At 63.1% G+C, this 12,458-nt stretch carries 9 protein-coding genes and 1 pseudogene; 4 read left to right on the top strand and 6 right to left on the bottom strand.

The genetic code is table 11. The features are described 5' to 3' along the window. Positions 1-120 (bottom strand): annotated as a pseudogene (locus tag I8N66_RS29895) (RNA methyltransferase); the annotation flags it as partial. A 65-nt stretch (positions 121-185) separates the two neighbouring features. Continuing rightward, the gene (locus I8N66_RS29890; protein ID WP_291161821.1) at positions 186-2,162 is read right to left on the bottom strand and encodes an FUSC family protein; all 1,977 of its coding nucleotides are present in this window, start codon (positions 2,160-2,162) and stop codon (positions 186-188) included. Positions 2,163-2,520: 358 nt separating this feature from the next. Between I8N66_RS29890 and I8N66_RS29885 the strand changes: the two genes are divergently transcribed. Beyond that, the gene (locus I8N66_RS29885; protein ID WP_291161818.1) at positions 2,521-3,735 is read left to right on the top strand and encodes an NADP-dependent isocitrate dehydrogenase; all 1,215 of its coding nucleotides are present in this window, start codon (positions 2,521-2,523) and stop codon (positions 3,733-3,735) included. 22 nt (positions 3,736-3,757) lie between these two features. Then, complete coding sequence (locus I8N66_RS29880) at positions 3,758-4,354, top strand: demethoxyubiquinone hydroxylase family protein (RefSeq protein WP_291161815.1); 597 nt, start codon at positions 3,758-3,760, stop codon at positions 4,352-4,354. Positions 4,355-4,387: 33 nt separating this feature from the next. Here I8N66_RS29880 and I8N66_RS29875 read toward each other — a convergent pair whose 3' ends face one another. The 4 genes from I8N66_RS29875 to recA all read right to left on the bottom strand — a co-directional run bounded on the left by I8N66_RS29875 (position 4,388) and on the right by recA (position 10,594). Next, positions 4,388-5,383: a carbon-nitrogen hydrolase family protein gene (locus tag I8N66_RS29875; RefSeq protein WP_291161812.1), complete on the bottom strand. Its 996-nt coding sequence runs from the start codon at positions 5,381-5,383 to the stop codon at positions 4,388-4,390. Positions 5,384-5,590: 207 nt separating this feature from the next. Then, the gene (locus I8N66_RS29870) at positions 5,591-6,430 is read right to left on the bottom strand and encodes a GyrI-like domain-containing protein (protein ID WP_291161810.1); all 840 of its coding nucleotides are present in this window, start codon (positions 6,428-6,430) and stop codon (positions 5,591-5,593) included. Positions 6,431-6,610: 180 nt separating this feature from the next. Beyond that, entirely contained in the window at positions 6,611-9,274 is a 2,664-nt protein-coding gene (gene alaS, locus I8N66_RS29865; RefSeq protein ID WP_291161807.1) for an alanine--tRNA ligase, read from the bottom strand. Positions 9,275-9,505: 231 nt separating this feature from the next. Next, positions 9,506-10,594 carry a recombinase RecA gene (gene recA, locus I8N66_RS29860; RefSeq protein WP_113540060.1) on the bottom strand — a complete coding sequence of 363 codons (1,089 nt, stop codon included), beginning with the start codon at positions 10,592-10,594 and terminating at the stop codon, positions 9,506-9,508. Positions 10,595-10,915: 321 nt separating this feature from the next. Here recA and I8N66_RS29855 point away from each other — a divergent pair, with 321 nt between their 5' ends. Together I8N66_RS29855 and I8N66_RS29850 are read left to right on the top strand one after the other, a co-directional pair. Then, a complete protein-coding gene (locus I8N66_RS29855) occupies positions 10,916-11,863 on the top strand; it encodes a carbohydrate kinase family protein (protein WP_291161803.1) in 948 nt (315 codons plus the stop codon). 31 nt (positions 11,864-11,894) lie between these two features. Then, on the top strand, positions 11,895-12,458 hold a 564-nt coding region (locus I8N66_RS29850), incomplete at its 3' end, for a pseudouridine-5'-phosphate glycosidase (protein ID WP_291161800.1).

Raw genomic sequence — 12,458 nt, 5'->3', positions numbered from 1 at the left:
CAGGCCGAAATTCGCCATCGCGCGGGCCACCATGCCGATGTTTTCGCCGAGCTGCGGATAGGCGAGGATGATCGCCGGTCCTTCCGCCAGAAGTTCGCGTTCGCTGTTCGTACCTGCCATTTTCTCGTGCCTTCGCCTGTCGTTCGGCGCTTCCCTCGCACAAATACCGGGGAAATTAAAGTCCACTACAGATGAAGGCGGTTGAGAGAGACGCCGATCATCTCAAGGCCGAGCTCCGCGTCGTCGCGCGATATCGGCAGATGCCGATCGACCGGTCCACCGATCCGGCCGACCTCGTAGAAATAGGCCGACGCCTTGTCGCGCACGGACTGAACGAGTTCGAGATTGGCGTCGATGTCGTCCTTGAATGCCGTGCCCTCCACGTCTGCATCCGTGCCGACGCGCCGCGCAAACACCCGTGCCCAATAGGTGCAGGCCATGAAGATCGCCAGGGCCTGGCGGACATGGCCGGGACGCGTGACGAGTTGCCAGGGAAGCCCGAGCGGCTTTGCCGCGGCAGCCAGATCGCGATAGGCCCGGTCGAGCGCCTGCGATCGGGTGATGAGCACCAACCCCGAGGCCCCGTCCCTCGCCGCCTGCAACAGGCCCGTCAGCTCGTCGCACCAGGTTGCGACGGCGGCATCGAGCGTCGTGCGCGTTCGGGTCGGAAACACGACGAAGGCAACCGCCGCGCCGGCGATCGAGCCGATCATCGTTTCCTCGAGGCGCAGCTGCAGGAGATGCGGGGTCAGCACGCCCATGAGGCTGTAGACCAGCGACAGCACGACCGAGATGAAGAAGGTCATCGTCGCATAGGAGACTGCCAGGAAATAGAAGGCGAGAAAGACGCAAAGCGCGCTCAGCGGCAGCACCAGATAGATGCTGCCGCCGACCAGCGTGCCAACGACGATGCCGACCACGATGCCGAAGAGCGTACCAGCTGAACGCTGCAGCGCCTTTACGGCCGTATCGCCGCGCGAGCGCGTATTGGTAAAGACCAGGAACGCCGCAAGCACCGCCCAGAACCAGCGCTCGCGCGAGAGCATCAGGCCAAAGGCCATGGCGATGCCCGTAGCAAGCGTGATCTGGATCGCCGTCTTCAGCGCCGGGTCGGCAAGCGATGGCTTCCAGCGCGTCGCCGCGCGCCCCTCAAGCGCTGGCGGCTCTTCGAGATCGACCGGCGTCAGCTTCGCGAGGCTGCGGCCAAGCCGCTGCCGGACGTTGCGAAGCCAGAGCAGCGCCTTCACCGTCTCTTCGCGGCGCGGAGCGGCCTCGCCAAGGCGCGCGATTTCCTCGTCGATCCTTTCACCATCGCGCGCCAGCATCGCCTCCACCAGCGCCGGTGGCGGCATCGACTGGAAGCTCAGCACGATCACGCTTTCGGCGGCGAGGTGCAGGTCGAAGAGGTTGACGACGAGATCCGAGGACGCAAGGCCGGGCTCCGGTCCCGGCCGCCGGTTCTCGGTCGGAATGAAGCTTTCGGCCATCAGCACTGCTTCCTTCAGCCGCTCTTCGGCCGTCAGCAGCCGACGCCGGTCGACCTCGGAAAGCACGGGCTTGCGGGCGATCTCCGCCAATTGCAGCAGCATCTGGTCGACGCGGCGCTGCACGCTGGCCGCGGCGCGCAGCAGATCGCGGTAGCGATCATCCGGCAGCAGCCGCGTACGGACGAGATGGGCGACCGTCGCCGACACCGCGGCCCCGAAGAAGAGCGCCGGCAACTGATCGGCCGTTGGACGGAGATAGGCGCCGGTGAAATAGGACATGAAGGCAAACATGCCGACGGCAAAGCCGCGTGGGCCGAACGAGCGGCCATAGACCGCGAGAAAGATGATCAGCAGGAAGACGACGTCCGAGACGTAACGATATTCCTCGAGCAGCGAAGCGAGCCAGATCATCGAAACGCCGACGAGGACAGCGATGATGCGCGTGACGCGTTGCCCTGCAATCGTGCGGTCGCGCACCGCCAGTCCGCCCTCGATCGACAGTGACGCGGCAAGGCCATAGGCCGCCGGTGGCAGCGGCACGATGACATAATGGACCGCCATCAGGATCAGCACGGAAACGACGATCGTCGTGGTGATGCGTGAGGCCTGTCGCAACCGCGAGAAGGCCGGATCGTTGGCAAGAAGCCAATCGCGCATACGGGAACGAAATGCCATCGGATGCCCTTGCCTGTCCGCGCTCGCCTGGGGACGCGCGCCGCTTTCGCCGGTTCTTCCTGCATAGCGGCAGAAGCGATCTTTGCAAGGCCGGCAACATCGAAAGCCTGCTGCCTGTCTCCGTTACAACATGCTGCCGCTCGAGGTGCTGCGGCGACCCTGTCGCGTCCTCACGCCCGTTGCCCGCTTGGCCCAGAAAGTGCTGCCGAACCCTTGGTCGACGCCCGCCTTCGCCTCCATCCAAAGTTTCAGCCAAGCATGCTTTGCCTTGCCGGTTCTGAGTGCTATAGGGCACAGGATTTTTCAGAGAGGAAGGGACATCGCTCCCGCTGTCCCGCTTAAACTACGAGGCATATTCATGGCAAAGATCAAGGTCGCCAATCCGGTCGTCGAACTCGACGGCGATGAGATGACCCGCATCATCTGGCAGTTCATCAAGGACAAGCTGATCCATCCCTACCTCGACGTCGATCTGGAATATTACGACCTCAGCGTCGAAAACCGCGATGCGACCGAAGACCAGGTCACGATCGACGCTGCCAACGCGATCAAGAAGCACGGCGTCGGCGTCAAGTGCGCCACGATCACGCCGGATGAAGCCCGCGTCGAGGAATTCAAGCTGAAGAAGATGTGGAAGTCGCCGAACGGCACGATCCGCAACATCCTCGGTGGCGTCATCTTCCGCGAGCCGATCATCTGCAAGAACGTTCCGCGCCTGGTTCCGGGCTGGACCAAGCCGATCATCGTCGGCCGTCACGCCTTCGGCGACCAGTACCGCGCCACCGACTTCAAGTTCCCCGGCAAGGGCAAGCTGACGATGAAGTTCGTCGGCGAAGACGGCAAGGAAATCGAATACGACGTCTTCGACGCACCGTCGGCCGGCGTTGCCATGGGGATGTACAACCTGGACGATTCGATCACCGAATTCGCGCGCGCCTCGTTCAACTACGGTATCCAGCGCAAGGTTCCGGTGTACCTGTCGACCAAGAACACCATCCTCAAGGTCTATGACGGCCGCTTCAAGGACATCTTCCAGCAGGTCTTCGACGCCGAATTCGCCGACAAGTTCAAGGAACTGAAGATCTGGTACGAACACCGCCTGATCGACGACATGGTCGCTTCCGCGCTGAAGTGGTCCGGCGGCTACGTCTGGGCGTGCAAGAACTACGACGGCGACGTGCAGTCGGACATCGTTGCCCAGGGCTTCGGTTCGCTCGGCCTGATGACCTCGGTCCTGATGACGCCGGATGGCAAGACGGTCGAAGCCGAAGCCGCCCACGGCACGGTTACCCGCCACTACCGCCAGCACCAGAAGGGCGAGGAAACCTCGACCAACTCGATCGCCTCGATCTTCGCCTGGACCCGTGGCCTCGCCCACCGTGCCAAGCTCGACGGCAATGCTGAACTCGCCCGCTTCTCCGAAACGCTCGAAAAGGTTTGCGTCGACACCGTCGAAGCCGGCTTCATGACCAAGGACCTCGCGCTCCTCATCGGCCCCGATCAGCCGTGGCTCTCGACCACCGGCTTCCTCGACAAGATCGACGAGAACCTGCAGAAGGCCATGGCCGCCTGATAGGCTCGAAAGAGCTTGAAAAATGATCGCGCCGATTTCCCCGCGCAACGCCCTGACGATCGCTCGCATCGTCAGGGTCAATCACGCCGGGGAATTCGGCGCGATCCGCATTTATAGTGCCCAGATTGCCGTCGCTCGTCGGTTCTACAGGGATTGCGTGCCGATGCTCTCGGAAATGCTTGGTCACGAGATCGAGCACTGCGCGCTGTTTCGCGCGGCGATGCCCGCGCGAAGATCCCGCCCCTGCCGCATCATGCCGTTCTGGAGTTTGGGCGGTTGGTTGCTTGGCTTCCTGAGCGCGCTTTTCGGCCGCCGCGGCATATGGGCTTGCACGGCAGCCGTGGAAGCTGCCGTGCACCGTCACCTTGATGATCAGCTACATTTTCTTGCGGGCAAGGATTCCGACCTTCACGCTCTCATCCTGTCGATCCGCGAGGAAGAGTTGGCTCATCTCGATCACGCCGAGGCGCAGCTTTCGAGCGAAGACCGGCTCGCTGACGCCCTGCGCGCCGTCATCTCCCTTGCCACCACCGTCCTGATCTGGCTTTCGACCTGGGGCGATTCCACGCGCATGGCGGCAGCCCTGCGGAAGGCCTCGCCGCAGGCTGCTTCACACTAGGCTCGGTCGCTTCGGCTGAGGTGCTGTCTACGCCTAGAACATATCGCGCCTTTTGCTTCGCGGGTCGTCGCTGACGATATGCGGATCGTAGATCCCGCCTCGCGCCTGTCGACGCCAGGGTCGGGCGGGATCGCCGGGATCGTTGCCGATATCGGCCACGACAATTGAAGGGCCATCTCCGGTGCATCGCGCCGCCCACTGGCCGTCGGGAGCAATGATACCCGAGGCAGCGGCGAGGCCCGGCTGTGCGAGAACGGCAAAACTTGCCCAGTAGCAATTGCTGGACGCATGCCCCTGCACCTCAGCTGCGAAAGCAAGATCGTTCGGTTGCGCGCCGCCAGTGGTCGAGAACAGGACGCAATCGACATTCAGGCGCTCGTACTCGAGGAAGAGCTCGGGAAAGTGGCACTCGATACCAAGCGTGCAGCCGAAGCGGACACCGTCAACGTCGAATGTCAGCGGGATCGATCCGGGCGTGTACATGAACGAAATCTTGGTGTTCGACAGCATGCGTTCGTCGTAGCGCGTCGCGACCTCTCCCTTGTCCGAAATCACATACAGGCTGTTATGCGGGCGGTGCGGTTCGGTGAGCGGGTGTACAGATCCGAGCACCGTCCATAGGCCGAGGTCCCGTGCCAATGATCGGGTGGCATCAAGCTCCGCGCGCAGAACCGCCCAATCGAACCGGCGCCAATCGGATGGGCCGATGTCGCGGGGACCGATAGCGGACATGATACGCTTGTTCGGAAAGCACGTCGCTCCCTCCGGGAAATGCACCACACGCGCTCCTGCCCGATGTGCCGCCCGCATCAGGTGCCGGATCTCTTCGCCGGCAAGGCGAAGCGCTGCGGCGTCTCGCGGATCATCGAAATAGCCGGATTGAACCACGGCCAAGCGCAACGCCCTTGATTGCGGCGGTGTGTCTTCCACCGAAGCATCGCGAAGATGCATGAGTGCTGTGGTGTAGGATTCACCGGTCTTGGCGGCACGGGCGCGCACGCGGCGTTTGAAATTCCGGTTTTCAGTCATGACGGGCCTTTCGCGTCTCGGGCAAGTTCCCCAGCAACCGGACCCGAAACGGTGGGACCAGGTTTGCGACCCGAGACAGAAGTCCCTTTGCCTCCGTGAAAGGATCGTGCTGGGGACGATCTTTGGAGGTTCGGCGCAGGCCACGCCGAACCAAAACTGCCGCCCGGCCGCTGATTCGTCAATTGCGACGCGGCGAACCCATACCCGTCATTTCAACGGCAGGTAGATCTCGCTCAAGAGTTCGGTCGGCGCGACCTCGCGGGGATTGTTGAGGTACTTCTCGAACATCAGGCTGTCGCGGATCTCACGGCCGGACTGCGGCAGCCAGGTGCCGTAGAGCCACTGGTAGGCCTTCGGCATATCCGCATAGGGCCCCTTGTGGCGCAGCACGGCGTAGTGGCCGCCGTCGAGGTGCTGAGCTGTCAACGGAGCGTCCGTTGGCATCTGTTCGCGCGCGCTGACGCAGGCGAGGGAACGCAGCTTGTCGGTCGGCACCAGTTCGGGATCGTCGAGATAGATGCCAATCATCTCCATCTCCGGTCGGAACAGCTGTCGTGAGAACAGGGTGCCGTAGAGCGTTTCGAATGCGCGTCCGATCTCCATATAGGAGCCGCTATGGGCGACGCCGACGAGATCGAAGGCGTCGACGTCCTTGAGGGTGACTTCATACATGTCAGGGATTCCTTCCGTTGACGCGGTTTCAAAGGCGACATGGCTTCCCTCTCTCCGATAGCGCGCCGGCGGCAGCCCGTAGGCTCCCTTGAAGGTGCGATTGAAGGATTGGAGATTGGGATAGCCAGAGCGCTGCGCGATCGCTTCGACAGGAAGATCGGATTGGGCGAGATCGGCAGCGGCCCGCTGCAGCCGCAGCCGCTTCACCGTTCCGGCCAGCGTCTCGCCATGGACCGCGCGGTAAATGCGGTGCCAATGGTGCGGCGACATGCAGGCAATCTCGGAGAGACGATCGAGGTCGAGATCGCCGTCAAGATGGCCGTAGATGTAGTCGCTGACCCTGTGCAGACGCCGTTCATAGGTCGCCCACGTCACCCGCTCTTCCATGTCTACCCTTTCGCGCTTTGCTCACGGATCGGTAGACCATAGATCAATTTGACAAATCCTGCGGAGTTGCGCGCGTGCTTCGACTGAGATTTGTGCGAGCCTTGCCCGATGCAAACAAAAAGGGCGCCGCAACGGACGCCCCTTTTCCTATTCTGCTGTCGCTGGCAATCAGCCAGCGAGCGCGACGGCTACGGCCTCTATCGCTTCGGCCGCCTTGTCGCCATCCGGGCCGCCGGCCTGGGCCATGTCGGGACGGCCGCCGCCGCCCTTGCCGCCGAGAGCGGCAGACGCGACGCGAACGAGGTCGACGGCGCTGAGCTTCGAGGTCAGGTCATCGGTGACGGCCACGACCGCACTCGCCTTGCCGTCGCCGGACACGCCGACGAAAGCAACGACGCCCGAGCCGAGGCTCTTCTTGCCGTCGTCAGCAAGGCTCTTCAGATCCTTGGGCTCGACGCCCGAAACGACCTTGCCGAGGAAGCGGACGCCGGCGATCTCGCGGGCGGCATCGGCGGAACCCGCCTCGCCGCCACCGCCGAGCGCCAGCTTCTTCTTGGCTTCGGTGAGTTCGCGCTCAAGCTTGCGACGTTCGTCAAGCAGCGCTTCGACGCGGCCGAGCACGTCGGCCGGCTGAACCTTCAGCGTGCTGGCGAGCGTCTTCACGCGCTCGTCCTGCTCATTGAGATAGGCGCGCGCCGCTTCGCCGGTCAGGGCTTCGACGCGTCGGACGCCAGCGCCGACGGCGCTTTCCGAGACGACGCGGACGAGACCGATATCACCGGTGGCCGATACGTGGGTGCCGCCGCAGAGTTCGACGGAGTAAGGACGGTTGGCCTTCGAGCAATGAACGCCGCGACCCATCGAGACAACCCGTACTTCGTCGCCGTACTTTTCGCCGAAGAGCGCCATTGCGCCTTCGGCGATCGCGTCATCGACGCTCATCAGGCGCGTGGTTACCGGCGTGTTCTGCACGATGATTTCGTTGGCCATTTCTTCGACGACCTTCAACTCTTCCGCCGTCATCGGCTTCGGATGCGAAACGTCGAAGCGCAGGCGCTCCGGCGCCACGAGCGAGCCCTTCTGGGCGACATGGGTGCCGAGCACTTCGCGAAGCGCCTCGTGCAAGAGGTGGGTTGCCGAGTGGTTGGCGCGAAGGCGCGAGCGGCGCGCGTGATCGACATCGAGCTGGGCGGCGTCGCCCGTCTTGACCGAACCTTCGGCGACGGTCGCAAAGTGGACGAAGAGCCCCTCGCCGCGCTTCTGCGTATCCGTCACGGTGAGCTTGCCGCCCTCCGTGGTGATCGTGCCGGTATCGCCCATCTGGCCGCCCGATTCGCCGTAGAACGGCGTCTGGTTGAGCACCACCTGGACGGTGTCGCCCTTGGCAGCCGAAGCGACGACGGCGCCATCGCGCACGATCGCCTGAATCACGCCTTCGGCCGTCTCGGTGTCATAGCCGAGGAAATCGGTGGCACCGTGCTTTTCCCTGAGCTCGAACCAGATCGTTTCGGTTGCCGCCTCGCCGGAGCCGGCCCAGTTGGCGCGGGCCTCGGCCTTCTGGCGCGCCATGGCGGCCGAGAAGGCATCAGTGTCGACGGTGATGCCCTTGGCGCGCAGCGCGTCCTGGGTGAGGTCGAGCGGGAATCCATAGGTGTCGTAGAGCTTGAACGCGGTCTCGCCGTTGAACTGGTCGCCTTCAGACAGATCGGCAGAAGCGTCGGAGAGCAGGTTGAGGCCGCGCTCCAGCGTCTTGCGGAAGCGGGTTTCTTCGAGCTTCAGCGTCTCTGAGATCAGCGCTTCGGCGCGCACCAGCTCCGGATAGGCGCGGCCCATCTGGCCGACGAGAGCCGGCAGCAGCTTCCACATCAACGGGTCCTGTGCGCCGAGCAATTGGGCGTGGCGCATGGCGCGGCGCATGATGCGGCGCAGAACGTAGCCGCGGCCTTCGTTCGACGGCAGAACGCCGTCGGCAATCAGGAAGGCGGAGGAGCGCAGGTGGTCGGCGATGACGCGGTGGCTCGCGCGACGGTCGCCTTCGGCCTTGACCCCGGTTGCCTCTTCGGACGCGGCGATCAGGGCGCGGAAGAGATCGATGTCGTAGTTGTCGTGTTCGCCCTGCAGCACGGCAGCGAGGCGCTCGAGGCCCATGCCGGTGTCGATCGACGGACGCGGCAGGTTGACCCGCTCTTCCTTGGTGACCTGCTCGTACTGCATGAAGACGAGGTTCCAGATCTCGATGAAGCGGTCACCATCTTCGTCGGCCGAGCCGGGCGGTCCGCCCCAGATCTTGTCGCCATGGTCGTAGAAGATTTCAGAGCACGGGCCGCACGGGCCGGTATCGCCCATGGCCCAGAAGTTGTCGCTAGTCGGAATGCGGATAATGCGGTCGTCGGAGAAACCGGCGATCTTCTTCCAGAGGTCGAAGGCTTCGTCATCGGTGTGGTAGACCGTGACCAGCAAGCGCTTGGCGTCGAGGCCGTATTCCTTGGTGATCAGGTTCCAGGCAAGCTCGATGGCGTTCGCCTTGAAGTAATCGCCGAAGGAGAAGTTGCCGAGCATCTCGAAGAAGGTGTGGTGACGCGCGGTGTAGCCGACGTTGTCGAGGTCGTTGTGCTTACCACCGGCGCGCACGCATTTCTGCGCCGTGACGGCCGTCGAATAGGGACGCTGCTCCAGGCCGGTGAAGACGTTCTTGAACTGCACCATACCGGCATTGGTAAACATCAATGTCGGGTCGTTGCGCGGCACCAACGGGCTCGACGACACGACCTCGTGACCGTTTCTGCGGAAATAGTCGAGAAAGGTCGACCGGATTTCATTCACGCCGCTCATCTTGCGTCCTATTCTTAAGCATCAAATCCGGCCGGCAGCGGCCATCGCCGCGCCATCAACCGTTGTCCTTGAACCCCGCAGCCACCCATGATGGCCGCGCCCTCCAACGCCCTCGGTCGCCGGAACCAAAGGCTTTTATCGTTCACGTATCATACTGTCCAGACGGCAGCAAAAAACCGGTCGCCAATGGGACGACCGGTTTCGTTGGTAGCTTCAGCGGACCTCGGCCGCTTATGCTTCGGGGGCGTCGTCGCCGTCGTCAGCTTCCGGACCGCCATTCTCGAGGAACCGGTCGGCGATCAGGCCAGCGTTCTGGCGCAGCGCCGTCTCGATCTCGCGTGCGAGATCCGGGTTGTCGCGCAGGAACGTCTTGGCGTTCTCGCGGCCCTGCCCCAGGCGCTGGCTGTTGTAGGAGAACCAGGCGCCGGACTTCTCGACGATGCCGGCCTTGACACCGAGGTCGACGAGTTCGCCGGTCTTCGATACGCCTTCGCCATACATGATGTCGAATTCAACCTGCTTGAAGGGCGGTGCCATCTTGTTCTTGACGACCTTGACGCGGGTCTGGTTGCCGACGACCTCTTCGCGCTCCTTGACCGAGCCGATGCGGCGGATGTCGAGACGCACGGATGCGTAGAACTTCAGCGCATTGCCGCCGGTGGTGGTTTCCGGCGAACCGAACATGACGCCGATCTTCATGCGGATCTGGTTGATGAAGATGACCATGCAATTCGACTTGGAGATCGACGCGGTCAGCTTGCGCAGCGCCTGGCTCATCAGTCGGGCCTGCATGCCCGGCAGGCTGTCGCCCATTTCGCCTTCGATTTCAGCGCGCGGCACGAGCGCTGCAACCGAGTCGACGACGAGAACGTCGATCGCACCGGAGCGTACCAGCGTGTCGGTGATCTCAAGCGCCTGCTCGCCGGTATCGGGCTGCGAGATCAGGAGGTTTTCAAGATCGACGCCGAGCTTGCGGGCATAGACCGGATCGAGCGCGTGTTCGGCGTCGACGAAGGCGCAGATGCCGCCCTTCTTCTGTGCTTCGGCGACGGTCTGCAGCGCCAGCGTCGTCTTACCCGAGCTTTCCGGGCCGTAAATTTCAACGATACGGCCCTTCGGCAGGCCGCCAATGCCGAGCGCGATGTCGAGGCTGAGAGAGCCGGTCGAAACCGTCTCGATCTCAATGATGCTGTCCTTCCCACCGAGCTTCATGATCGATCCCTTACCGAACGAACGTTCGATCTGGGAAAGTGCCGCTTCAAGTGCCTTGCTTTTATCCACCGATTTGTCCTCTACGAGCCGCAAAGAGTTTTGTGCCATTTGGTCCACCTTTAGGTTATTGAAGCTACCGAGGCAATGAAGCCGCCGCAGGAGTTTTTGTACATGTTTTGTTCCGTATTTGCAAGAGCAGGACAATACATTGAAAAACAACCGATATTTTGGTTTCGTTCCGTTCATGTTCATGGATTGAAACCAAGGGTTCTCGAAGACGAGGGATACCTCTTCGAACCTGCCCGGCAAGGCTTTGCCGATTCGCCGCCGACGAAGACGTCAGGCGCATCAGGTACTTGGAATTCGGCCATCGGCCATTGCAGATAGCCAACAGATATTTCGGCCGAACGGCCAAGCAGAGGAACATTCATGACGGAAGCTGAAATCGCCGTTTTCGGCGGTGCGCACATCGACAGGCGCGGCCGCATATCGGGAACGACGGCACCGGGGTCCAGCAATCCCGGCACCTGGTTCGAAGAGGCCGGCGGTGGTGGCTTCAATGCGGCCCGCAACCTTTCGCGCCTCGGTCACAGCGTGCGCATGATCAGCACGCGTGGCGGCGATGCGGCTGGCGAGATGGTGACGGCAGCGGCGGCCGCCGCCGGCGTCATCGACAGTCCCCTCACCTTTCTCGACCGTCAGACGCCGAGCTACACGGCGATCCTCGAGAACAACGGCAATCTGGTCATCGCGCTCGCTGACATGGAGCTCTACCGGCTGTTCTCTCCCCGGCAGCTGCAGCGGCGGGCTCTGCGCGAAGTCGTCGCCACGAGCAAACTCGTGCTGACGGATGCCAACCTGCCGGAAGAAACGATTGCCGCGCTGGTGCAATCGGCTGCCGATACCGGGCGCCTTGTCGCCGGCATTGCGGTTTCGCCCGCCAAGGTCATCCGCTATCGTTCGTGCCTTTCATATCTGTCGTTCCTGTTCATGAACGAATCCGAGGCGCGAGCGCTGACCGGCAAGGACGCAGCCGAGGCGGAAGAATGGCCGTCGCTGCTGCGAAGCGCAGGCCTAAAGGGTGGCGTGGTGACACGCGGTGGTCGTGCGGTTGTCGCCTTCGATGGTGAGCGCGTCTGCGTCGCCGTTCCGCCGGCCCTGCCGGCACTTGCCGACGTCACCGGCGCCGGCGACGCACTCGCTTCCGGATTCCTTTCCGCCCGCCTCGCGGGTCGCGGCATCGACGAATGCCTGCGGCACGGCATCGCAGCCGCCGGAATCACATTGCGCTCTCCCTTGGCCGCATCCGAAGAGATGTCCGCGGCCAATCTCGAACAGGCGCTGGCTCTTGTGCCCGCTCCCCAAATGCTGTCATGACAATTGCCAGCAGAACTCCCAAGGAAAGACCATGACCAAACCCGCTTCTCCCTCCCTGCCGATGGAATATTCGAACGAGGTCGCAGCCGCCAAGGCGCGTGGCGCGCCGATCGTGGCGCTGGAATCGACCATCATCACCCATGGCATGCCCTATCCGGGCAACCTGAACATGGCCCGCAGCGTCGAAGCGATCATCCGCGAACAGGGTGCCGTGCCGGCAACGATCGCCGTCATCCATGGCGTGCTGCATATCGGCCTTGAAGACGCCAAGCTGGAAGAGCTGGCAAGGACGGAAGGTGCGATGAAGGTCTCGCGCGCCGACCTCGCCTTCGCGATTGCCGAACGCCGCACCGGCGCGACCACCGTTGCCGCGACGATGATTGCCGCCGCCCGCGCCGGCATCCGGGTCTTCGCGACCGGCGGTATCGGTGGCGTGCATCGCGGCGCCGAACTCAGCTTCGACATTTCGGCCGACCTCGACGAACTTGCCCGCACGGGTGTCATCGTCGTTTGCGCCGGCGCCAAGGCAATCCTCGATATTCCGAAGACGCTCGAAGTGCTCGAAACCCGCGGCGTACCCGTCGTCACCTATGAT

The organism is Ensifer sp. SSB1, from assembly GCF_016652895.1.
Taxonomy (GTDB): domain Bacteria; phylum Pseudomonadota; class Alphaproteobacteria; order Rhizobiales; family Rhizobiaceae; genus Ensifer.
This window is presented reverse-complemented; position numbering and strand designations above follow the sequence as displayed.